Source organism: Marinobacterium stanieri (genome assembly GCF_900155945.1).
Lineage (GTDB): Bacteria > Pseudomonadota > Gammaproteobacteria > Pseudomonadales > Balneatricaceae > Marinobacterium > Marinobacterium stanieri.
Genome location: NZ_FTMN01000011.1, coordinates 118713 through 141774, shown reverse-complemented (window position 1 = coordinate 141774; position 23062 = coordinate 118713). Strand labels below are relative to the sequence as shown.

Sequence of the window (23062 nt, the reverse complement as noted above, 5' to 3'; positions counted from 1 at the left end):
CGATGACCAAAAGTCAGGTTTTGAAGCGGTTGATCTGCTCTTGCAATGCCAGGGAAAGTTGCTGCAGCTCTTCGCCACTGGACGCGACCGAATTGGCAGCCATCACGGTGCTTTCCGATGCCTGGGTAATACGTAACAGGTTGGAGTTCATCTCCTCGGAGACCTGACTCTGCTCTTCGGCTGCCGCGGCTACCTGCACCCCCATGTCACGGATACGCGCCATCTGTTCAACAATGCGGACAAGCTCCTGACCTGCATGCGCCGCCGTCTGAACGCTGTCATCCGCACGCTGACGGGAACGTCCCATCACCTCAACCGCCTTCTGGGCAGCACCGCGCAGGCGGTCATTCATGCTACGAATCTCTTCAGTCGACCCCTGGGTTCGCTGAGCCAGCTGACGTACCTCATCTGCCACCACGGCAAAACCTCGACCGGACTCACCGGCACGGGCGGCTTCAATAGCAGCGTTCAGCGCCAACAGGTTGGTTTGCTCGGAAATCGCCTGGATCTCTTCCAGCACCTGGCCGATCTGAACCGTGTCGCCTTCCAGGGCCTGGATCACTTCAGCGGCCTGCTCCACTTCCTGCGCCAGCGCCTGAATGCGATTAACGGTATCGTCCACATCGTGGTTACCCTCATCGGCTTCATGATCCGCCATCTCAATAGCGGCCGAGGTATCGCTGGCACTGCGCGCCACCTCATGCACACTGGCCGCCATCTCGTTCATCGCCGTGGACAGCAACTCGGCTTCCTGCGCCTGGGCATCCAAGGCTGAGCTGGTTTCTTCAGCACTGCGCGCCAGGCCTTCAGCGCTGGAAGATACCTGGCTGGCAGAACTGGCAATCTGATGAACCAGATCCTGGAAAGTGCCGAGAGTTTCATCGATGCGTCGTCCGACCTTGCCCAGCTCATCACGGCTGTTCAGGTCCGTACGAACGCGCAAGTCTCCTGCGGCTACCTGCTTCATCACATCCGAGATGTGTTCCAGCGGTCCGGTAATGGAACGGCTCAGCGGAATAGCCAAACCGGCCAATACCACCAGTGCACCCGCCAGCACCGCCACCATGAAGATCAGATCTTCATTAAAGGCCTCATCCAGGTCGGTTACATAAACACCGGTGCCCACAACCCAGCCCCAGGCTTCAAACGGCTTGGCCAGCGTAATCTTGGTTTCAGCCTTGCCACTGGCAGGATTCGGCCATTTGTACTCGATTTCCGCCACATCCCTGCCACTGCCCAGCAAACCGGCCATATCGGCAAAGATTGCCTGGCCATCATCGGTGGTGCGACTTCTCAGAGACTGCCCGACAAGGTCCGGGTTGGTCCCGTGCGCCATCACTCGGGCGTCACCATCAAGCACAAAGAAGTAGTCATCGTCGTTGTAGCGCATGCTTTCCAGCATCTGGCGTGCAGCGTCCTGCGCCTGCGCCAGTGTGACTTCACCTGCCTGGACACGTGATTGCTGAGCCTTCAGCAACCCCTCGGTACTGTCCAATAACGCATGCAGCTGATCTTTACGCTCCTGTACAAGGGAGTCGCGCATATCGAGCAGAGAAAGGGTCGACAACACCACCAGCATCAGGCTTGCAATCAGGACCAGCAGCCACAGCTTGGTACGAACAGTTAGATTACGCAGAATCATGGGGGCTACTCAAGTTAGTTAATAAAGTCAGGAATTCGCTACAGATTAGCACAGTCAATGACAGGTAAAAGACCTTTTCAATTAGAGGGTTATATCATTATTGACTAATATTTGAACTCGCCTTGTGCCAGCGCCGGAACACCTTGTGTGCCCGTCGGCGGGCGCGTTTTGCATAGACTTGCTGCGCATCCGCGCTCACCTGCTCCAGCAGAGCTTCGCGCTCTTCAATGATGGCCCGGGACAGGGCCTGCGGCACCTGAGCCTCCAGCGGCCGTAACGCATCAACCAGAACATCCAGGTCATGAATGCGCCCCAACGCACTTCCCAGCGGTTTGAGTCGCAGCATCCAGCGCTTGTCCACCTCAGGTTGTAACCAGTTAAGCTGATACATCCAGGCCTTCACCCATTTGCGCCAGCGATGCAGAGCCTCCACATCGGACTGCTGCAGCGCCAGCCTGCCCAGGTCCTCACCTTTGACACCCGTACGTATTAATCCCTGCAGCAGGTGATCGCGTTTGAGCAGCGGCCAATCGACCGACTCTACTTCTGTCTGGAGCTGATCCAGCAGCGCCAACGCTTCATCCAGAGGTACGGCCCTGTTATCCGAAGGTTGAAACTGCTCGCCGAGCATCGCCACCATATCCCGGTAGCCTGCCTCGGGCAGCTCGATATCAAGGCTGTCCAGAGTTTCCAGCATAACCGCATGGTCGCGCTGACCTGACAGAGCTCCCGCCACATCCCGTGCTGATGAGTGCAGTTTCTTGACGGATGCCTTGTTCAGACCGGGTCGAACCAGGTACCAAAGCGCCCTCAGACGCTTCATATCGACACGTGTTTGATGCACCACTTCATCCTGTTCAGCACTGCCCAGTTGAAAGCCGTGCTCAATGCGCTGACGTGTCTGTGACAGCAAGTCCATCACGCTGCGCTGAACTTCATCACCGGTGGTGTCGGCCTGCAGGGGGCGCTGGGAACTCTTACCCAGGGTAGCCGGCATACTCACTAACCTCCTTCTCGCTCCACTCGCACTTGTGGCGCGCCTTCATCGCCCACATCAACATGCACCGCAATCGGACTGCAGCAGACGCCACAGTCTTCGCTATAGTCCTGTTCCGATTCAGTCACATCCACTGTCAGACTGATCGGCTCACTACACCAGGGGCACATCAGCTCCACCACTTCCAAAGGGTTCATGGGTTACCCTCCCTCTTCTGGTCCACCTGCCGGTATGTAAGCAGGCTCTGGTTACAGCATAGACAGTCCGCCCCCAAGTGCCTAAACTAAGGCTTCATTCTTGGTCGGGGTGCCCGCATGTAGACGGGCTGAGATGAAACCCGCTGAACCTGATCCGGTTGGTACCGGCGTAGGAAATCGAGATGACCGTTACTATCACTCCATGCGTACGCATGGTCGGTGCGGTTTTCTCCCGTACAGGAGCTACCGCATGACAACACAGACATCCACGCCCATTGCACTCACGATCGCTGGCTCTGACAGTGGTGGTGGTGCCGGTATTCAGGCCGACCTCAAAACCTTTTCTGCCCTGGGGGTATTTGGCACCTCCGTTATCGCCGCCTTGACCGCGCAGAACACTCGCGAAGTCCGTGCCATCCATGATGTTCCGGCTGATTTTATTGCCGACCAGCTCAACACAGTGCTGGATGACATCCGTATCGATGCCATCAAAATCGGCATGCTCAGCCGCCCCGAAACCATCACCACGATTGCCTCGATTCTGCGCGAACGCGAGCTCGGCAATATCGTGCTGGACCCGGTGATGGTCGCGAAAAGTGGCGACAAGCTGCTGGCTGACGAGTCAGTCGATGCCCTGCGCCGGGAGCTGCTGCCGCTGGCTACCCTGATTACGCCCAACCTGCCGGAAGCGGCCGTGCTTCTGGATTCAGATGAAGCCACTGATGCCGAACAGATGCGAGTTCAGGCACAGCAGTTGCTGGATCTGGGACCCAAGGCGGTACTGGTCAAGGGTGGCCACCTGGCCGAATCCAGCAGCGCTGAGAGTGCGGACCTGCTGTTCAGTGCCGAGAAAGCCCAGTGGCTGCCGGCCAAGCGTATCGCCACCGCCAATACCCACGGCACTGGCTGTACCCTGTCATCGGCCATTGCCGCCGGCCTGGCCAGGGGGCTGAATGTCACCGATGCAGTCACTGAAGCCAAGGCCTATATCACGGCAGCCATCGAAGCTGCTGATCGCCTGCAGGTCGGGTCCGGCCATGGTCCCACTCATCATTTCCACGCCTGGTGGTAAGGCGTGGATATCCGCGTTGAACAGGCCAGCCTGCACTGGCAGCATCACTGCGTCTTCAGCCACCTGAATCTGGACCTGCCCGACGGGCAATGGACCAGTATTCTGGGTCAGTCCGGCGTGGGCAAAAGCTCTCTGGTCCAGCTGCTGTGCGGCATTGCTGATGAGGCTGACATTCAGGGGCAGATCCACTGCAGCGATGGTCAGCCATTGGCCGGACGCGTAGCCTGGATGGCACAGCAGGATCTGCTGCTGCCCTGGCTCAGCCTGACCGATAACGTGCTGCTGGGTGCTCGACTTCAACAGCGCCGCACCCCCTCGGCCCAACAGCAGGAGCTGGCCCAGTACCTGCTGCAACAGGTTGGACTGGGGGAGCGCGCCTCTGCCCTGCCCGCGCAGCTGTCCGGCGGACAGCGCCAGCGTGTTGCCCTGGCTCGTACCCTGTTTCAGGACCAGCCACTGGTGTGCATGGACGAGCCCTTTTCGGCGCTGGATGCGATCAACCGCCTCAAACTGCAGAACCTGGCCGCAGAGCTGCTGGGTGATCGCACCGTGCTGATGATCACCCATGATCCTCTGGAAGCGCTGCGCCTGTCCGACCGTGTTCTGGTACTGCAGGGCAGCCCCGCGCAACTGTCTGATCCGATTACACCTGCAGGCACCGCACCACGTCCGATTGATGACACCGAGCTGTTGCAACAGCAGGCTCAACTGCTCGGGCTGCTGGCAGAGGAGCGCGCATGATGACGCTACTGCGCCCCCTGATTATCGCGCTTGGGCTGATGCTGATCTGGCAGGCCATTGTCTGGCTGACGGGTGCGCCTCGTTTTATCCTGCCCGGCCCGCTGCTGGTACTGGAAACACTGGTCAACCAGTTCCCGCTGTTGATGAAACATGCGGGCGTGACCCTGATGGAAATTCTGCTCGGCCTGCTGCTGGGCACTTTATTAGGCTTGGCCAGTGCGCTGTCACTAGTGACCTGGGGTGGGCTCAGACGCTGGCTGCTGCCGGTACTGGTAGTCAGCCAGGCCATACCGGTATTTGCCCTGGCACCGGTGCTTATGCTCTGGCTCGGCTACGGCATGGCTTCCAAGGTCGCCATGGCGACGCTGATTATCTACTTCCCGGTCACGGCAGCCTGTTTCGATGGTTTGCGCCAGACCCCGACCGGCTACCTGCAGCTGGCCCGAACTCTGGGTGCCAACCGCCGCGCCCAACTCCTGCAAATTCGCTTGCCTGCCGCCCTGCCAGCCTTTGGCTCCGGGCTGCGTGTGGCCGCATCCGTAGCACCCATAGGTGCGGTCGTCGGCGAGTGGGTGGGGTCCTCCACCGGACTGGGCTACCTGATGCTCAATGCCAATGCACGCATGCAGGTCGACCTGATGTTTGCTGCATTAATGGTCCTGGCCGTGATGGCGCTGGGCCTCTATTTCTTCGTCAACCTGATCGCACGACGGCTCACGCCCTGGCTGAGCGAATCCACGTCGTCGGCAACCCGAGGTGATTCCCTATGAAACGACTGACCACATTGCTGTGCAGCTGCCTGCTGTCCGCTCAGGCACTGGCTGCCGATAAGGTTGAGCTGCTGCTCGACTGGTTTATCAATCCGGACCACGGCCCGCTGATTGTCGCGCAACAGAAAGGCTACTTCGCTGAGCAGGGGCTGGAGGTCAATCTGGTTGAGCCGGCTGACCCGTCCATGCCACCCAAACTGGTTGCAGCCGGCAAGGCCGACATGGCGATCACCTACCAGCCGCAGCTGCATGTCATGATCGACCAGGGCCTGCCACTGACCCGTATCGGCACGCTGGTCGCTACGCCGCTGAATTCACTGGTGGTGCTGGAAGAGGGTCCGGTGAAAACGCTGGTGGACCTTAAAGACCGCAAGGTTGGCTACTCAGTAGGCGGTTACGAAGAAGCCCTGATGCGCGCCATGCTCAAGCCGCATGGTCTGACGCTGGATGACATCGAGATGGTCAACGTGAACTGGTCGCTATCGCCCTCCCTGATCAGCGGTCAGGTGGATGCAGTGATCGGTGCCTACCGTAATTTCGAACTGAACCAGATGGATATTGAAGGCCATCCGGGCCGTGCCTTCTATATCGAAGAAGAAGGCGTACCGGCCTATGACGAGCTGGTACTGGTGGTCAACAACGAAACGCGCGGTGACGACCGTCATGCCCGCCTGATTAAAGCCGTTGAAAAAGCGACTCAGTATCTGGTCAACCACCCGGATGACGCCTGGAACGACTTCGTCAGCTACAAGCCGGATGAGTTGAATACCGAGCTGAACCGCCGCGCCTGGGCCGACACCCTGAGCCGCTTTGCCCTGCGCCCCGCCGCACTGGATGAAGCCCGCTACCAGCGTGTCGGTGCCTTCATGCAGGAACAGGGACTGACCAAAACCAACCCGCCCGTAGCTGACTACGCCATCGTGCCATAAGGATTGCAGCAAGATGACCTTTGCCAACTACCGCCAACAACACCCTCAGCTGCCACTCAGTGAACAGCTGAAAGGGTTCGCCCAGGTAGACTGGGAACTGGCCGTGAGCCACCCGTTTACACAAGCGCTGGGTGATGACCGCCTGGATGACGCTACCTATGCCCGCTACCTGGTGCAGGACTATGCCTTCATCGAGACGCTGGTGAACCTGGTGGCCCGTACGATTGCCAACGCTCCGACGATGCCCCCCAAAACCGTGCTGGCCGGCTTTCTTGCCGCCCTGACCAGTGACGAGAACACCTACTTCCTGCGTTCCTTCGAGGCTTTGGGGCTGGGTGAGGCCGACTACCTGAATCCGCAGCTGCATCCGGTCAGTCAGGCCATCATCGACACGATGCAGGCCTCCGAACACCGCTACGAAGAGGCGATCATCTGCCTCTGTGTTGCCGAGTGGTCCTACCTGAGCTGGTCACAGGCGCAGGCCGAAAAGCCACGTGGCAGCCGCTTCTACCTGCAGGAATGGATCGATATTCATGTGCTGCCGGAGTTCGAGCAGTTTGTCGCCTGGTTGCGTGGCCAGGTCGACAGCTTTACCGGCCAGGATGAAACCCGCCTGGAACAACTGGCCGAGCTGTTTAAACGCATGTGCGTGCTGGAACATCAATTCTTCAGCGCCAGCCTCGACCCCACATCCGTAACCGAGCAGGAGGTGCCGCGTGTCTGCAAATAAGTCTCTGTACGAACACCTGAAAGCCCAGTGTGCCGACGACTGGAACGCCTACATCGAGCATGACTTTGTACGCCAGCTGGGCCAAGGCACCTTGCCCAAGGAATGTTTCCAGCACTACCTGAAGCAGGACTACCTGTTTCTGATCCAGTTCAGCCGCGCCTGGGGCCTTGCCGTATTCAAGAGCGAAGACCTGGACAGCATGCGCTACGCCCAGGCGGGCCTCAACGCCATGCTGGATATCGAAATCGGTCTACACGTGGATTATTGCCGTGACTGGGGAGTCGATGAAGCCCAGCTGCGTGCCCTGCCCGAAGCCTCGGCCACCGTGGCCTACACCCGCTATGTACTGGATGCCGGTTTTGCCGGTGACCTGCTCGATCTGCATGTAGCACTGGCGCCCTGCATCCTGGGTTATGCCGAAATTGCCAACTGGCTGGCCGCACAGCCGGATACCGTTCGCGAAGGCAATCCCTACAACGCCTGGATCGAGATGTACCTGAGCGAAGAGTACCAACAGGCCGCCAACACCGAACGCGAACTGCTGGACAAGCTTGGACAGCAGCTGCCGGCAGATCGCATTGCCGCCCTGGAAAAACGCTTTAGTACTGCCACCCGCATGGAAGTCAGCTTCTGGCAGATGGGCCTGGATCTGGCCGACTGATTATTACAATAAAGTCTCTGGAGAGATGATGAGCACACAGCATTTGAGCAACCAGCACCTGAGTAACACCGCCCAAGTCGACAAGGACTCCGTACAGCCCTTCCCGAAATCGCGGAAGGTATATGTCGAAGGCAGTCGCCCTGACATTCGCGTGCCCATGCGCGAGATCACTCTGGACGACACCCCCACCGATATGGGCGGCGAAAAGAACGATCCGCTGTACGTCTACGATACGTCTGGCCCTTACACTGACCCAACGGTGGAAATTGACGTACGCAAAGGCCTGGCCCCCTTGCGTGAAAACTGGATTCTGGAGCGTGACGACACCGAACAACTGGACGGCCTTACCTCCGAATACGGCCGTACCCGTGCCGCCGACCTGCGTCTGGACGAGCTGCGTTTCGAGCTCACCCGCCAGCCGCGCCGTGCCAAGGCCGGCAAGAACGTGACCCAGCTGCACTACGCGCGTCAGGGCATCATCACGCCAGAGATGGAATACATCGCCATCCGCGAAAACATGAAACTGGCCAAGGCCAAAGCCGCGGGCAACCCGGTGGCCGAACAGCACCCGGGTCAGGCATTCGGCGCTCAGCTGCCGGAAGAGATCACACCGGAATTCGTACGCGATGAAGTCGCTGCCGGCCGTGCCATCATCCCCTGCAACATCAACCACCCGGAACTGGAACCGATGATCATCGGCCGCAACTTCCTGGTGAAGATTAACGGTAACATCGGTAACTCGGCGCTGGGCTCTTCCATCGAGGAAGAGGTCGCCAAGATGACCTGGGGCACCCGCTGGGGCTCCGACACCATCATGGATCTGTCCACCGGCAAGAATATCCATGAAACCCGCGAGTGGATCCTGCGCAACTCACCGGTTCCGATCGGCACCGTACCCATCTATCAGGCACTGGAGAAGGTCAACGGCGTGGCCGAAGACCTGAACTGGGAAGTGTTCCGCGACACCCTGATCGAACAGGCGGAACAGGGCGTGGACTACTTCACCATTCACGCCGGCGTACTGCTGCGCTACGTACCGCTGACCGCCAAACGCATGACCGGCATCGTCTCCCGCGGCGGTTCCATCATGGCGAAATGGTGTCTGGCGCACCACGAAGAGAACTTCCTCTACACCCACTTCGAAGAGATCTGCGAGATCTGCAAGGCCTACGATGTGGCGTTTTCACTGGGTGACGGCCTGCGTCCAGGCTCGGTTTACGATGCCAATGACGAAGCCCAGTTCGCCGAGCTGGAAACCCTGGGCGAGCTGACCAAGATTGCCTGGAAGCATGATGTGCAGGTGATGATTGAAGGCCCCGGCCATGTGCCCATGCACATGATCAAGGAGAACATGGACAAGCAGCTCACGGAGTGCGAGGAAGCGCCCTTCTACACCCTGGGCCCATTGACCACCGACATCGCGCCGGGCTACGACCACATCACCTCCGGGATCGGCGCGGCGATGATCGGCTGGTACGGCTGCGCCATGCTCTGCTACGTCACCCCGAAGGAGCACCTGGGCCTGCCCAACAAGGACGACGTTAAAACCGGCATCATCACTTACAAGATCGCCGCCCATGCCGCCGACCTTGCGAAAGGCCACCCGGGTGCGCAGATCCGTGACAACGCCATGTCCAAGGCACGTTTCGAGTTCCGTTGGGAAGACCAGTTCAATATCGGTCTGGACCCGGACACCGCCCGCGCCTATCACGATGAAACATTGCCGAAGGAATCAGCCAAGGTGGCACACTTCTGCTCCATGTGCGGACCCAAGTTCTGTTCCATGAAGATCTCTCAGGAAGTACGTGATCTGGATGACACCCAGGTCGCTGCTATCAAGGCCCAGGCCGAACAGGGCATGAAAGAGAAATCAGAGGAATTCAAAGGCAGCGGCGCCGAGCTGTATCACAAGGTGTGACCTTCAGGGCCCCTTGCCCGTCAGGGGGCCCTGAACTGTGAAGGCATTGCCGGACCTGAATATTTTTCCAGTACTCAGGAGCTGGACGACTACCTGGCGTCGTTCCTGTAAAAATGTCATAACCATCGGACATAATGCCCTTGGAGCGCTAAACTAGCGGACTTTTTGGGAGATGCTCCAGATGAAACGATTCCTGATCCTCGCGACGGCTAGCCTGATGCTGTCGGGCTGCTGCGGCGTGCCCTTTGTCCCGGGTATTTAACCGGGTACTTTAGGCTCGATACTAGTACGGCCGTCTGGCCGCAATCTGCACGGCGCGGCCACTGCGAATCGGCTCATCAGCCAGAATTTCAAAGCCGGTCATGGCCAGTAGCGCCAGCAGGTCCGAGTCGTGATAGCGGTTGTGTTCAAAGTAGTCTTCGAACAGAGCCGCCATCTCCTTCGCCCCCAGGGGTTCATCCAGTCGATCCTTGCCAAATTTATGCGTCAGAAAGCTGCCCAATGGCTGACGCACCATATCAATCACAATCAAGACTCCACCGGGCTTGAGCCAGTCATGTAGCTTTTGCAGCAGCACCAGTGGCTGATGCAGCTCGTGAAATAACCGATTGGCCAGCGCCACATCCAGACTGGTGTGCTCAAACAGGTCTGCAGGCGGGTCATTCAGGTCCGCCACCCGAATGCTGAAGTCGTAGTCATCCTCACAGGCCTGCTCCAGCATATACGGCGCCGCTTCAACCCCCACCAGTTCAAGCGCCGGGCTGGTCAGGGACAGGTCACGTAAAAACAGGCCGGGGCCACAGCCCAGATCCACGACTCGGCTGCCCTGCTGCAGTTGCGGGGCAGCATGCTCTGCCCAGAAGCGGCGGAAGTTGTCATCATGGTTACGGGCATGTCCTTCCAGCGTTCGGGTGGCGGCCCGTTGACCATCCCCGCCATGGTGGCGGATCAGGTAGTCACGCAGTTCCTGCAATGAATCAGACATCGGATCTCTCCTGTAGACACAAAAAAGGCCGGAGAATCTCCAGCCTTTTCATTTACTTACATCGTCCGATCAACCCAGTGAACGGCCGTTGATGTAGGCCTGCTCAGAAACGGCTGTCCATTTCTGCACCTGGTCGCGGAACTGGACAAAGGAGTCATACACCTTCTTGGTCATCTCATCCTTCTCGGCTTCCTCAGCCACAACCTGATCAGAGATCTCACGCAGCTTGATCATGACATCGTCCGGGAAGTTGCGCAGCTCGACACCGTGCTTGTTGACCAGCTGGTCCAGTGCCTGGTTGTTCTTGGTCATGAACTCGGCCAGCATGTCCTGGTTGGCTACACGCAGGGCGTTGCGCACGATGATCTGCAGGTCTTCCGGCAGGGCCATGAAGGCTTCCTTGTTGATGAAGCACTCCAGCGTGGTGCCCGGCTCATGCCAGCCCGGGTAGTAGTAGTACTTGGCGGCCTTGTGCAGACCAAATGCCATATCGTTGTACGGACCTACCCACTCGGTGGCATCAATGGCACCGGACTGCAGTGACGGGAAGATCTCGCCACCCGGCAGCAGCACCGGGGTACCGCCGGCACGCTTGAGCACTTCACCGCCCAGACCCGGGATACGCATTTTCAGACCCTTGAGGTCTTCAACGCCGTTGATTTCCTTGTTGAACCAGCCGCCCATCTGTACACCGGTGTTGCCTGCGGCACCCGGCACCAGACCGAACTTGTCGTATACCTCTTCCCACAGCTCCATACCGCCGCCCTGGTACAGCCAGGCGTTCATTTCCTGAGCGGTCAGGCCAAAAGGTACCGCTGCGAAGAACTGTGCAGCCGTGCTTTTGCCTTTCCAGTAGTAGGAAGCACCATGACCCATTTCCGCGGTGCCGCGGGAAACAGCATCGAAGATTTCCAGTGCACCGACCAGTTCACCGGCACCGTACACCTTGACCTGGATGCGGCCGTTGGACATTTTGTTGATCATCTCGGCCAGCTGGTTGGCACCGGTGCCCAGACCCGGGAAGTTTTTCGGCCAGGTAGTGACCATTTTCCACTTGAATTCAGGGGCCGCCATCGCCTTGGATGACATCATCGCACCAGCAGCTACAGTCGCGGCACCTGCGCCGCGAATAAATTGTCTGCGTTTCACGTGAGAATTCCTTATTCGTTGTAGTTTTTGTGTGAAAACCAGATGAAATTAGCATGCTCCCCCCCCCCCTGCAATTGACCCACGCAAACTGGCCTAAAGTGCTCATCCGCTGACGCATGGAGTCATGGGCGGGTATCCCATTCATTGTTATACTGCCGTTAAAACAATGATTAACCGGAATCCTCGGAGATGAACTCCTTTAACCTGCTTAAATCCATTGCCGAAGCTCGACCGCGGTTGCGCAAGTCGGAACAGAAGGTGGCCGATTATGTGTTGGCCAACCCCAATGATGTCATCCACATGCGGATCGTCGATCTGGCCTCTGAAGCCCAGGTCAGCGAACCCACGGTCGTGCGCTTCTGTCGTGCCCTGGATTATGACGGCTTTCAGGATTTCAAACTGACCCTGGCACAGGGGCTGGCCAGCAATGCCAGCTTTGAGCAGTTCTCGCTGGACTCCAAGGATACGGTGATCGAGTTCAAGCAGAAGATCTTCGACTCGATGATCGGCAACCTGATCAACATCCGTGATCAGCTGGAGCCTGGTACGCTGGAAGAAGCCATTGATGCCCTGGCCAAGGCCAAACGTGTTGAATTCTACGGCTTTGGTGCCTCGGCGCCGGTCTGTGCCGACGCCCAGCACAAGTTCTACCGTTTGATGGTCTCGGCTGCCGCCTATTCCGACCCGCATATGCAGACTATCTCGGCCCTGACACTGGGTGAGGGTGATGTTGTCGTCGCCATTTCCCAGACCGGCCGCACCAAGGACCTGCTCCATACCGTGAAACTGGTCCGCGACAAGGGCGCGACGGTCATTACGCTCTGCCCGGGCGGTACACCACTGGCCGATCTGGCCACCATCCCCATCCATGTGGATGTGGAGGAAGACAAGGACCTGAGCACCCTGATGTCCTCCCGAGTGGTGCATCTGGTCATTATTGATGTCCTGGCAGTCGGCGTTGCCATGAAACTGGGCCCTGCGCTGGTTGATCACCTCAAAACCATCAAACGCAGTCTGCGCAGCCTGCGCCAGAACGACAAACGCATTCCACCACTGCGCCGTCCCAGCAGTGATGACACCGACGGCGAGTAATACTCGCCGTCACACCCCTGACATACTCCTCTTTTAGTCTTGACTTGGCCCCAGGGTGTTTGAAATTTCACCAATATTGGGGTAAATAAGAATCTCCACTGTGTTTGCTGTCATCAGACAGACACAAAGTCTCCTGATTACAGCGACCCTGAGATCGGAGCAAGGCTATGCTGATAAGGAAAGAGCAGGACCTGGATCCCATCCAGACCGAGGTTTTCGACATCATGGTGGGTTACGATGTCGAAGAAAAGAATCGTCGCAAGCAGCACGCGACCCGCCGGCTGTTGGAAGCAAGGCGCGCCATCGAACGCCGCAGAGAGGACAAGGAGCTCTCTACCTGGCTTGATGAAGAATCCTGGTTTGAAGAAAACGAATAGCGTGTGAAGCCCGCTCCGCAAGGAACGGGCTTTTTGTTTTCCGAACTCTGGAAACTATGAGTTCGGATACAGAATATTGAGCGGTACCGCACCACCGCCATCCACTACGACGGCTGCATGCTCACGCCGCAGCTGACGGGGCTCGGTGACGCCGCACGAATGCGCAATCAGCTCAACTTCGTGCACCAGGTTCTGGTGGAAGTTGGCCACGCGCTCGGCTTTCACATCGGGCACCAGCCCCTGCTGCAGTTTGGGGTCATGGGTGGTAATGCCGGTGGGACAGGTGTTCTTGTTGCACTGCAGGGCCTGAATACAGCCCAGTGCAAACATGAAACCGCGTGCGGTTACCACGAAATCCGCACCCAGGCAGATCGCTGCCGCCACATCCGTGGGGTTGATCAGCTTGCCTGAGGCGATGATACGCACCCGGTTGCGCAGATTATGCTGATGAAGCTTGTTCACCAGCAGCGGCAGGCTTTCCCTCAATGGCAGGCCCACACTGTCCATCAACGGCATGGGTGCAGCCCCGGTACCGCCGTCGGAGCTGTCCAGCGTAATAAAGTCCGGCGCCGCTTCACTGCCCCGCTTCAATACGGCTTCACAGAAGCTGTCCAGCCAGTCGGTCGAGCCCAATACCAGTTTGAACCCCACCGGTTTGCCGGTCACTTCACGCACATGGGCAATAAAGTCGAGCAGGTCATCAATACTGGCGATTTCGGGATGACGGTTGGGGCTGATGGATGCCTGCCCCACCGGAATACCACGTGTTTCAGCAATTTCCGGCGTAACCTTGTCACCGGGGAGAATACCGCCCTTGCCCGGTTTGGCGCCCTGACTCAGCTTGATCTCGAACATGCGTACCTGCTCAATCTCGGCAACCTTGGCCAGCTTGGCATCATCCAGGCGCCCCTCGGAATTGCGCACACCGTATTTGGCGGTACCAATCTGGAACACGATGTCACAGCCACCTTCCAGATGATACTTGGACAGAGCGCCCTCACCGGTGTTCATCCAGCAGCCGGCCCGCGCCGCCCCCTTGGACAGGGCCGTTACCGCAGGCGCCGACAGAGCACCAAAACTCATGCCCGACACATTCAGGAACGAAGGCGCTTCATAAGGCGTACGGCAATAGGGACCTATCCGCATGGGCTGGGTGCCGGCCGCATCCTCACTCAGGGTCGGAAAGGGGCAGTTGAGAAAGTAGTAGGTACCCGGCTTGCGCAGATCACGGGTAGAGCCGAAAGCGATGGTGTTATCGATGTTTTTTGCCGCCCGATACACCCAGGAGCGCTGCGCCCGGTTGAACGGCATCTCTTCGCGGTCCATGGCAAAAAAGTACTGCCGGAAAAACTCTCCCAGCTCTTCAAAGATGTAACGGAAACGTCCCAGTAAAGGGTAGTTGCGTCTTATGGTGTGGGCCGTCTGACGCTTGTCGATCTGATACATCACCACGCCGGTGACCAGCGCCGCCACAATCAGCAGCAGCACAATCACACCGATCAGCGCGATAAAGTCGATGGCCAGCATGAAAAGGGTCTCGTTCATCTCATCCGTGCTCCATTGCTTGAACGCCCCTATCCTACTCCGCTGCTCGCTCGACAGCCATGACCTCAGCCCGGACAAGAACAGGCTTTACAGACGCTCAATGCGGAGTAATCTGAATGTCATCTGCATGTAAACCATCCACCCCCAAACAAGGAAGAGGTCTGCCCCATGGCCGTTGCCAAGGTCGTTGTGTTACATGGACTGTATATGTCAGGGCTGGTGATGCAGCCGTTGTGCCGTCGTCTGGAAAAGCAGGGATACGAGATTCTGAACCTGAGTTACAACACCCTGTCGCCAGATCTGGAGAGCATCTGCCAGCGCATCGATGATTTTATCGATGCCTCCCCCGCTGCATTCGTGTGCCACTCCATGGGCGGACTCATTGCACGCCGCTACCTGGAGTCACAGCGCCCGGCCAGTCAGTGGATCGACCGCGTGATCACTCTGGGTACCCCGCATAAGGGCAGCCACCTGGCACGTGAAATCCATGGTTCCCGCCTTAAGGCCATGCTGAAAAACAGTATCGAGTATCTGCTCAATGACAATCAGCACTGGCCCTTTGACGCCCGTCTCTACAGCATCGCTGGCGACCTCCCCGTTGGCTTGATGCCCCTGCTGAGACGCGGTTCGGATTCCGATGGCACGGTGCTACTCGATGAAACACGCATTACCGGTATGACCGAACACCGTGTGTTTCCGCTCAGTCATACCAGCCTGATCTATTCGCGCAGGGTTCTGGGCTATATTCTTGAGGTTCTGGCTGCACCCGCACCCGATTAACTTGAACTATCGCAAGCAATGAGCAGATAAATTGTCCATCTGTCGGGGTTTGGCTCATTATCTATACTGATAGCCAAAGGGGCAGGGGCCTGAAGCATGGAACAGGACAGGTATTCACACACAGATAACACTCGCTGGACCCGGTGGGGCTGGCATCTGCTGACGTGGGTCTGTATTGCCCTGGCTCTGATTGGCGTGGTATTGCCGGGCATGCCGACGACGGTGTTTGTGCTGATTGCCGCCTGGAGCGCTTCACGTTGCTCACCCCGCCTGCGCCGCTGGATCGAACAGCACCGTCTGTTTGGCCCCCGTCTGCGTAACTGGGAAGCCGGCGGTTACATCGACCGACACACCAAGTGGGTTGCCAGTGGTGGCATGCTGGTCGCGCTGGCACTGATACTGGTGTTTATTCGCCACCCGTTGGTGCTGATGCCCGTACTGGCTTTGCTCGCCACCGGCGCCTGGGTAGTCTGGTCCCGACCTGAACCCGCGTCCCGCCAGCTAAGCTGGCTCAAGCACTCGGATCCTTCCAAGCGCTGAGCCAGTTTCAGTGATTATTCCACGGTCACACTTTTGGCCAGGTTACGCGGCTGATCTACATCCGTGCCCTTGAGCACCGCTACATGGTAGGACAACAGTTGCAGCGGCAGGGTAAAAGCGATCGGGTCCAGTACTGATGGCATCGCCGGCAGATGTATAACGTGCATGCCCTCCTGCGGCTGGATACTCTCCTCACAGCCGGCAAACACAAACAGCTCACCGCCACGCGCCTTCACTTCCTGCAGATTCGCCTTGAGCTTGTCCAGCATGCCGTTACGCGGCGCCACGGCGATGACCGGCATCTCCTTGTCCACCAGCGCCAGAGGGCCGTGCTTGAGCTCTCCGGCCGGATAGGCCTCGGCATGGATGTAGGAGATCTCCTTGAGCTTGAGCGCCCCTTCCATGGCCACTGGATACAGGCTGTTGCGCCCCAGGAACAAGGCGTGATGCTTCTCGGCAAAGTGAGCCGACATGGCTTCAATGGGACCATCCAGCGCCAGCAACTGCTCCAGCAGAGCAGGCAGCTGCTGCAGGGCTGCAATCAGTTCCGATTCCTTCTGCTTCTCCAGACCATGGCGACGCCCCAGTGCAATAGTCGTCAGCATCAAGGCCACCAGCTGTGAGGTGAACGCCTTGGTTGAAGCAACACCGATTTCCGGGCCGGCATTGGTCATCAAACTGAGGTCGGACTCGCGCACCAGTGAACTGCCCGGCACATTGCAGATTGCCAGTGTCGCCAGCACACGTTCTTTCACTTCACGCAGTGCCGCCAGGGTATCGGCAGTCTCACCCGACTGGGACAAGGTCAGCAGCAAGGTGCCTTGCGGCAGTACCACCGGGCGATAGCGGAATTCACTGGCCACTTCGACCATACAGGGAATGCCCACCAGTTCCTCAATCCAGTACTTGGCGACCATACCGGCATGGAAACTGGTGCCACAGGCAACAATCTGAACCTGCTTGACCTGATCAAACACGGCTGCGGCTTCACTGCCAAACGCCTGCTCCAGCAGATGACCAGAGGCAACACGCCCTTCCAGCACCGCTTGCATGACTGCAGGCTGCTCGTAGATTTCCTTGAGCATAAAGTGGCGGAAGCTGCCCTTTTCGGCACTGCCCTGGCCATGCTCGTAGGTCGAAATCGCCCGCTCAACCGGCTGACCCGCGTCATTCAGCACCTGAATGCTGTCCGCCTTGAGGATGGCAATGTCGCCATCTTCCAGGAACATGAAGCGGTCCGTAACCGGCAACAGTGCCAGTTGATCCGAGGCGATAAAGTTTTCACCAATGCCCACACCAATCACCAGCGGGCTGCCTTTTCGCGCTGTCAGCAGTTGATCCGGCTGATCGGCATGGATAACACCCAATGCAAAGGCACCTTCCAGACGGGTCAGCGTCTGTTGTAGCGCCTGCTGCACGGTCGCGCCAGACTGCATGGCACTGTCGATCAGGTGTGCGACCACCTCGGTGTCGGTTTCCGATGAAAAACTGTACCCTTGCTGCTGCAGCTCCTGCTTAAGCGGTTCAAAATTTTCAATAATGCCGTTATGCACCACCGCCAGGCGTTCACCTGACATATGCGGATGGGCGTTGGCTTCAGAGGGTTTGCCATGGGTGGCCCAACGGGTGTGCGCAATGCCCAGACGTCCGGGCATCGACGTCTGCTCACAGGCGTCGGCCAACGCTTTCACCTTGCCGATACGACGCAGGCGGTGAATATGGTCCTGTTCCAGCAGGGCCACCCCCGCCGAGTCATAACCGCGATATTCCAGTCGACGCAAGCCCTCCAGCAAAATACCGGCAACCGGGCGCTCTGCAATGGCACCAACAATTCCACACATGCTCAGGATTCCTTTTTGGTTGGCTTGGGCCAGTTGTTCAGATTCACCTGCTTGCCACGGGCCACTGCCAGTTGTCCTTCACCAACTGTTTTGGTGATGGTCGAGCCGGCCCCCACGGTTGCGCCCGCCTCGATGTCGACAGGGGCTACCAGTGCGCTGTTGGAACCGATAAAAACGCCGTCACCGATCCGGGTGGTGGATTTATTGACCCCGTCATAGTTGCAGGTAATCGTACCCGCGCCCACGTTAACGTCAGCCCCTACCTCGGCATCACCGATATAACTCAGATGATTGACCTTGGAGCCGGCGCCGATACGTGCCTTCTTGGTTTCGACAAAGTTGCCGACCTTACTCCCGGCCGACAGCTCAGTGCCGGGGCGCAGTCGTGCAAAAGGACCAATCTGGGCATGTTCCCCAACAACCGCACCGTCGATCATGGAGTTGGCTTCAATACATGTGCCGGCGCCAATACGGGCGTTACGGATAATGCAGTTGGCGCCGATCTCGACACCGTCCTCCAACACCACTTCGCCTTCAAAAATGGCATTGATATCGATCAGCACATCCTGGCCAACCGTCAGTTCGCCCCGAATATCGATGCGTGCCGGGTCGGCCAGGGTTACGCCCGATGCCATCAGCGTCTCTGCTCGCTGACGCTGATACCAGCGCTCCAGTTGTGCCAGTTGCATACGGTTGTTAACGCCCTGGACTTCCTGCTCGGCTTCCGGCTGAATCGCACGCACACGCACACCTTCTTCTGCAGCCATGGCAATCACATCCGTGAGGTAGTATTCGCCCTGGGCATTGTCGGAGGACAGGCGCGGCAGCCACTCATGCAGCGCAGCCGATGGCAGTGCCAGAATGCCGGTATTCACTTCACGCACCAACTTTTCCTGCTCGGTAGCATCCTTGTGCTCAACGATCGCCACCACATCACCCACAGCGTTACGGATAATACGGCCATAGCCAGTCGGGTCTTCAAGTGTCACCGTCAGCAGGCCCAGATCACCCTGGGCAGCAATTTGCGTGAGCTTTTCCAGCGTATCCGGGCGCGTCAACGGCACATCACCGTAGAGCACCAGCACAACAGATTCCTGATCGATATTCGGCATCGCCTGCGCCACCGCGTGGCCGGTGCCCAGCTGCTCGCGCTGCCAGACAAAACTCAAGCTCTGGTTTGCCATCGCCTGCTCGACCTGCTCGCCCTCATGACCGATGACCACATGAAGGCCATGCGGCTGGAGTTGACGCGCACTGTCGATTACGTGCTGCAGCATGGGTTTTCCCGCCAGGGTATGCATCACCTTGGGCAGCGCCGATTTCATGCGACTACCCTGTCCGGCAGCCAGAATCACTACATCCGTTTTCATAAAGTCTCATGCCTCGGCAGTGCGGGATCTGTCACACCACCTTCATATACGTTTGGCACGACTTTAGCTTATACTGCTCAACGATCAAGACCAATTGTCACAAATAAAATGACAAAATGAATCAAACTCTCTTCGAACAACTTGGCCTGAGTGAGCGGGATGTCCTTGTATACAGGGCATTACTGGCATCCGGCCCAAGCTCAATTCGAACCATTGCTGAACGTGCCGGTGTCAATCGCGGCAGTACATACGAATGCCTGAAGAGCCTGCAGCAGCGCGGTATTGTCACCTACCAGCCCCGTGGCAAGCGGCGTTACTTTTCTGCCCGTGAGCCTGAGGTTCTGCTGCAACTGGCCGATGAACGGCGCGAACAGCTGGACCGTGCCATCGACCAGCTGAAAACCTCGGTGATTCCTGATCTGCATCATCTCAAGCCGGACTTCAGCATCGCCAATGTGGAGTTCTATGAAGGTGACGCCGGTATCGAGCAGGTCCTGCGTGACGTACTTAATCGTGTCGGTGCCCAGGACGATCCGGTCTATTCCGTATTCTCCTCCAAGCCCATACGGCCTCTGCTCTACCGGCCTTTCCCGAACTTTACTGCGCAGCGTATCGCACGCGGGATTCGTGTGCGCGCCATTGCCATTGGTGAAGGGGGGGAAAGCGCAGAGCTGTCGGAGCGCAAATGGATTCGTACCGAAGGGCCTGTGGATGCGGCCTATATCGCTATTTATCCGCCCCGCTGTGCCATCATTTCGCTGGCGTCCGATAATTACCCGACGGCGGTGGTAATCGATTCACGGGAAGTGGCAGCAGCTCAGCAGATTATCTTTAATACGCTCTGGGGCCTGCTGTAACAGGCATACGAAAGGGTCAAGATCCAAGGCTTTTTCAGGACACAAAAAAAGCAGCCCGAAGGCTGCTTTTTTGTGCGTTGTCGGAAAACCGGTTACTTGCCGGCCTTGCGACGAATCTGCTGCAGGGTTCGCAGCTGGGCAGCTGCTTCAGCCAACTGGGCCGCAGCACGGGAGTATTCAAACTCGCCGGTCTTGTCGGCCATCGCATGCTCGGCATGCTTCTGGGCTTCAATTGCTGCAGCTTCACTCAGATCACCCGCGCGCAGTGCTGTATCAGCCAGCACTGTCACTTTGTGCGGCTGGACTTCAATGAAGCCACCGGAGACGTAGAACACGTCTTCTTTACCGCCCTGCGTACGCAGCTCGACAGGGCCTGGTTTCAGTTCCGTCAGAAGCGGAGCGTGACCCGGGTATACACCCAGATCACCCAGGCTACCTGTCACGGAGACAAATTCGATAAGGCCGGAGAAGATCTCCTCCTCAGCACTTACGATGTCACAATGAACAGTCATAGCCATCTTGATTACCTCTTAAAAGGTTCCGCTCGGAACGATTACAGGCCTTTCGCTTTCTCGACTGCTTCGTCGATAGTGCCGACCATGTAGAACGCCTGCTCCGGCAGGTGATCGTACTCACCATCCAGGATGCCCTTGAAGGCACGGATGGTTTCTTTCAGCGGCACGTATTTACCCGGTGCACCGGTAAATACTTCAGCTACGAAGAACGGCTGAGACAGGAAGCGCTGGATCTTACGCGCACGGGATACAGTCTGCTTGTCTTCTTCAGACAGCTCGTCCATACCCAGGATCGCGATGATGTCCTTCAGCTCCTTGTAACGCTGCAGAGTAGACTGCACGCCACGAGCGATTTCGTAGTGTTCCTGACCGATAACCAACGGATCCAGCTGACGAGAAGTGGAATCCAGCGGGTCGATCGCCGGGTAGATACCCAGCTCCGCGATCTGACGAGACAGTACTACAGTCGCGTCAAGGTGGGAGAAGGTGGTCGCCGGAGACGGGTCGGTCAAGTCATCCGCCGGTACGTATACCGCCTGGATAGACGTGATGGAACCAGTCTTGGTAGAGGTGATACGCTCCTGCAGAACGCCCATCTCTTCCGCCAGAGTCGGCTGGTAACCTACCGCAGAAGGCATACGACCCAGCAGTGCAGATACCTCAGTACCCGCCAGGGTGTAACGGTAGATGTTGTCGACGAACAGCAGTACGTCACGGCCTTCATCACGGAATTTTTCCGCCATGGTCAGACCGGTCAGAGCTACACGCAGACGGTTGCCAGGCGGCTCGTTCATCTGACCGTAGACCATCGCTACTTTAGACTTGTCGAACTGCTCAACGTTAACAACGCCAGCTTCCTGCATCTCGTGGTAGAAGTCGTTACCCTCACGAGTACGCTCACCTACACCTGCGAATACAGACAGACCGGAGTGCTGAGTCGCGATGTTGTTGATCAGCTCCATCATGTTTACGGTTTTACCTACACCGGCACCACCGAACAGACCGATCTTACCACCCTTGGCGAACGGGCATACCAGGTCGATAACCTTGATGCCGGTTTCCAGCAGTTCGTTGGTCGCAGCCTGATCCGCGTAGGACGGCGCTTTACGGTGGATGGCGTAACGCTCTTCTTCACCGATCGGACCACATTCGTCGATCGGGTTACCCAGAACGTCCATGATACGACCCAGAGTGGCCGTACCAACCGGTACAGATACCGGTGCGCCAGTGTTGACTGTTTCCAGACCACGGTTCAGACCTTCAGTCTGACCCATGGCAATTGCACGTACGACACCGTCGCCCAGCTGCTGCTGAACTTCCAGTGTCAGGCCGGTTTTTTCGACGGTCAATGCGTCGTAAACCTTCGGTACGTTGTCACGCGGGAATTCCACGTCCACAACCGCACCGATAATCTGAACAATACGTCCGCTACTCATGTTCGGATCCTCTTAACTTTTAAACCTGTTCACTGCGTTAAACAGCAGCAGCACCACCGACGATCTCGGAAATTTCCTGAGTAATCGCCGCCTGACGAGCCTTGTTGTATACCAATTGCAGCTCATCAATAAGGTTGCCGGCGTTATCGGTTGCGTTCTTCATCGCCAGCATACGTGCTGCCTGCTCACAGGCATTGTTCTCAACCACGGCCTGATAGACCAGGGACTCGATGTAACGCGTCAGCAGGCCGTTCAACAGCTCTTCCGCGTCAGGTTCATACAGATAGTCCCAGTGATGGTTGAGATTCTCATCATCGTCTTCCGCCTTCAGCGGCAGCAGCTGCTCAACGGTCGGCTTCTGGGTCATGGTGTTCACGAAGTCGTTAGACACGATGAACAGTTGATCCAGTTTGCCTTCGTCGAAGTTATCCAGCATCACCTTGACCGAACCGATCAGCTGTTCCAGTTCCGGCGCATCGCCGAGACCGCCTTTCGCTGCTACGACGTTACCGCCGAAGTTACGGAAGAAGGTGATTGCCTTGGAACCCAGTGCACAGACATCAACTTCGATGTTCTGATCATGGAATTCCTTCATTTTGCTTACAGCTGCCTTGAACGCGTTAACGTTCAAACCGCCACAGAGGCCACGGTCGGATGCCACAACAATGAAACCGACTCGTTTGACCTCACGCTCCTGCATATAGAGGTGCTGGTATTCAGGGTTGGCTTTCGCCAGGTGCTGAATCACACCACGGATGCGCTGGGCGTACGGACGTGAAGACTGCATGCGATCCTGGGCCTTGCGCATTTTCGACGCAGCAACCATTTCCATGGCGCTGGTGATCTTGCGCGTGCTGCCAATGCTCGCAATCTGCGTCTTAATCTCTTTTCCGACTGCCATAGTTCCGCCTATTAAAC

The 23062-nt window shown here is 57.7% G+C and carries 23 protein-coding genes and 1 riboswitch; of the genes, 12 read left to right on the top strand and 11 right to left on the bottom strand.

Going from position 1 to position 23062, the window contains the following annotated elements; all coding sequences use genetic code 11:
- Nucleotides 1-13: 13 nt before the first annotated feature.
- From BW956_RS19800 to BW956_RS19790, 3 genes are all read right to left on the bottom strand, one after another.
- Complete coding sequence (locus BW956_RS19800) at nucleotides 14-1642, bottom strand: methyl-accepting chemotaxis protein (protein ID WP_076465670.1); 1629 nt, start codon at nucleotides 1640-1642, stop codon at nucleotides 14-16.
- A 97-nt stretch (nucleotides 1643-1739) separates the two neighbouring features.
- Nucleotides 1740-2639 (bottom strand): CHAD domain-containing protein, encoded by a 900-nt coding sequence (locus BW956_RS19795; protein WP_076465667.1) that lies wholly within the window; start codon nucleotides 2637-2639, stop codon nucleotides 1740-1742.
- A gap of 5 nt (nucleotides 2640-2644) precedes the next feature.
- Complete coding sequence (locus tag BW956_RS19790) at nucleotides 2645-2836, bottom strand: zinc ribbon domain-containing protein (protein ID WP_076465664.1); 192 nt, start codon at nucleotides 2834-2836, stop codon at nucleotides 2645-2647.
- 95 nt (nucleotides 2837-2931) lie between these two features.
- Nucleotides 2932-3029, top strand: a riboswitch (TPP riboswitch).
- A gap of 57 nt (nucleotides 3030-3086) precedes the next feature.
- On the opposite strand from BW956_RS19790, the gene thiD reads away from it, so the two are divergent.
- The 7 genes from thiD to thiC are packed head-to-tail and all read left to right on the top strand — an operon-like array spanning nucleotide 3087 to nucleotide 9657.
- Nucleotides 3087-3908 (top strand): bifunctional hydroxymethylpyrimidine kinase/phosphomethylpyrimidine kinase, encoded by an 822-nt coding sequence (gene thiD, locus BW956_RS19785; protein WP_076465661.1) that lies wholly within the window; start codon nucleotides 3087-3089, stop codon nucleotides 3906-3908.
- A 3-nt stretch (nucleotides 3909-3911) separates the two neighbouring features.
- Nucleotides 3912-4649 carry an ABC transporter ATP-binding protein gene (locus BW956_RS19780; protein WP_076465658.1) on the top strand — a complete coding sequence of 246 codons (738 nt, stop codon included), beginning with the start codon at nucleotides 3912-3914 and terminating at the stop codon, nucleotides 4647-4649.
- On the top strand, nucleotides 4649-5419 hold the full coding sequence (locus tag BW956_RS19775) for an ABC transporter permease (RefSeq protein ID WP_010324506.1): 771 nt from the start codon (nucleotides 4649-4651) through the stop codon (nucleotides 5417-5419). The genes BW956_RS19780 and BW956_RS19775 overlap by 1 nt, the downstream gene beginning before the upstream one ends.
- Entirely contained in the window at nucleotides 5416-6348 is a 933-nt protein-coding gene (locus BW956_RS19770; protein WP_076465655.1) for an ABC transporter substrate-binding protein, read from the top strand. Before BW956_RS19775 ends, BW956_RS19770 begins: the two co-directional genes overlap by 4 nt.
- 13 nt (nucleotides 6349-6361) lie before the next feature.
- Nucleotides 6362-7078 carry a TenA family protein gene (locus BW956_RS19765; protein ID WP_076465652.1) on the top strand — a complete coding sequence of 239 codons (717 nt, stop codon included), beginning with the start codon at nucleotides 6362-6364 and terminating at the stop codon, nucleotides 7076-7078.
- Nucleotides 7065-7739 (top strand): thiaminase II, encoded by a 675-nt coding sequence (tenA, locus tag BW956_RS19760; RefSeq protein ID WP_083703165.1) that lies wholly within the window; start codon nucleotides 7065-7067, stop codon nucleotides 7737-7739. The genes BW956_RS19765 and tenA overlap by 14 nt, the downstream gene beginning before the upstream one ends.
- A gap of 28 nt (nucleotides 7740-7767) precedes the next feature.
- On the top strand, nucleotides 7768-9657 hold the full coding sequence (thiC, locus tag BW956_RS19755) for a phosphomethylpyrimidine synthase ThiC (protein WP_076465650.1): 1890 nt from the start codon (nucleotides 7768-7770) through the stop codon (nucleotides 9655-9657).
- A gap of 283 nt (nucleotides 9658-9940) precedes the next feature.
- On the opposite strand, the gene BW956_RS19750 is transcribed toward thiC, so the two are convergent.
- Nucleotides 9941-10642 carry a class I SAM-dependent methyltransferase gene (locus BW956_RS19750; protein ID WP_076465647.1) on the bottom strand — a complete coding sequence of 234 codons (702 nt, stop codon included), beginning with the start codon at nucleotides 10640-10642 and terminating at the stop codon, nucleotides 9941-9943.
- Between the two features lie 69 nt (nucleotides 10643-10711).
- Nucleotides 10712-11791, bottom strand: a complete 1080-nt coding sequence (locus tag BW956_RS19745; protein WP_139327238.1) for a TRAP transporter substrate-binding protein — start codon at nucleotides 11789-11791, stop codon at nucleotides 10712-10714.
- 189 nt (nucleotides 11792-11980) lie between these two features.
- Between BW956_RS19745 and BW956_RS19740 the strand changes: the two genes are divergently transcribed.
- Nucleotides 11981-12883 (top strand): SIS domain-containing protein, encoded by a 903-nt coding sequence (locus tag BW956_RS19740; RefSeq protein ID WP_076465645.1) that lies wholly within the window; start codon nucleotides 11981-11983, stop codon nucleotides 12881-12883.
- 167 nt (nucleotides 12884-13050) lie between these two features.
- A complete protein-coding gene (locus BW956_RS19735; protein WP_010324497.1) occupies nucleotides 13051-13260 on the top strand; it encodes a PA3496 family putative envelope integrity protein in 210 nt (69 codons plus the stop codon).
- 54 nt (nucleotides 13261-13314) lie between these two features.
- Here BW956_RS19735 and BW956_RS19730 read toward each other — a convergent pair whose 3' ends face one another.
- Nucleotides 13315-14805 carry an FMN-binding glutamate synthase family protein gene (locus BW956_RS19730; RefSeq protein ID WP_076465642.1) on the bottom strand — a complete coding sequence of 497 codons (1491 nt, stop codon included), beginning with the start codon at nucleotides 14803-14805 and terminating at the stop codon, nucleotides 13315-13317.
- A 168-nt stretch (nucleotides 14806-14973) separates the two neighbouring features.
- Here BW956_RS19730 and BW956_RS19725 point away from each other — a divergent pair, with 168 nt between their 5' ends.
- The gene (locus BW956_RS19725; protein WP_076465639.1) at nucleotides 14974-15585 is read left to right on the top strand and encodes a PGAP1-like alpha/beta domain-containing protein; all 612 of its coding nucleotides are present in this window, start codon (nucleotides 14974-14976) and stop codon (nucleotides 15583-15585) included.
- 96 nt (nucleotides 15586-15681) lie between these two features.
- Entirely contained in the window at nucleotides 15682-16125 is a 444-nt protein-coding gene (locus BW956_RS19720; RefSeq protein WP_076465636.1) for a YbaN family protein, read from the top strand.
- Nucleotides 16126-16139: 14 nt separating this feature from the next.
- On the opposite strand, the gene glmS is transcribed toward BW956_RS19720, so the two are convergent.
- Together glmS and glmU are read right to left on the bottom strand one after the other, a co-directional pair.
- The gene (glmS, locus tag BW956_RS19715; protein ID WP_076465633.1) at nucleotides 16140-17966 is read right to left on the bottom strand and encodes a glutamine--fructose-6-phosphate transaminase (isomerizing); all 1827 of its coding nucleotides are present in this window, start codon (nucleotides 17964-17966) and stop codon (nucleotides 16140-16142) included.
- Between the two features lie 2 nt (nucleotides 17967-17968).
- Nucleotides 17969-19336, bottom strand: coding sequence for a bifunctional UDP-N-acetylglucosamine diphosphorylase/glucosamine-1-phosphate N-acetyltransferase GlmU (gene glmU, locus BW956_RS19710; RefSeq protein ID WP_076465631.1), 1368 nt, complete (start codon nucleotides 19334-19336; stop codon nucleotides 17969-17971).
- A gap of 116 nt (nucleotides 19337-19452) precedes the next feature.
- Between glmU and BW956_RS19705 the strand changes: the two genes are divergently transcribed.
- A complete protein-coding gene (locus BW956_RS19705; protein WP_076465628.1) occupies nucleotides 19453-20193 on the top strand; it encodes a TrmB family transcriptional regulator in 741 nt (246 codons plus the stop codon).
- A 92-nt stretch (nucleotides 20194-20285) separates the two neighbouring features.
- Here BW956_RS19705 and BW956_RS19700 read toward each other — a convergent pair whose 3' ends face one another.
- The 3 genes from BW956_RS19700 to atpG are packed head-to-tail and all read right to left on the bottom strand — an operon-like array spanning nucleotide 20286 to nucleotide 23045.
- Nucleotides 20286-20711 carry a F0F1 ATP synthase subunit epsilon gene (locus BW956_RS19700; protein ID WP_010324490.1) on the bottom strand — a complete coding sequence of 142 codons (426 nt, stop codon included), beginning with the start codon at nucleotides 20709-20711 and terminating at the stop codon, nucleotides 20286-20288.
- 35 nt (nucleotides 20712-20746) lie between these two features.
- Complete coding sequence (gene atpD / locus BW956_RS19695) at nucleotides 20747-22144, bottom strand: F0F1 ATP synthase subunit beta (protein ID WP_010324489.1); 1398 nt, start codon at nucleotides 22142-22144, stop codon at nucleotides 20747-20749.
- Nucleotides 22145-22181: 37 nt separating this feature from the next.
- A complete protein-coding gene (gene atpG / locus BW956_RS19690; RefSeq protein WP_010324488.1) occupies nucleotides 22182-23045 on the bottom strand; it encodes a F0F1 ATP synthase subunit gamma in 864 nt (287 codons plus the stop codon).
- Nucleotides 23046-23062 lie beyond the last annotated feature (17 nt).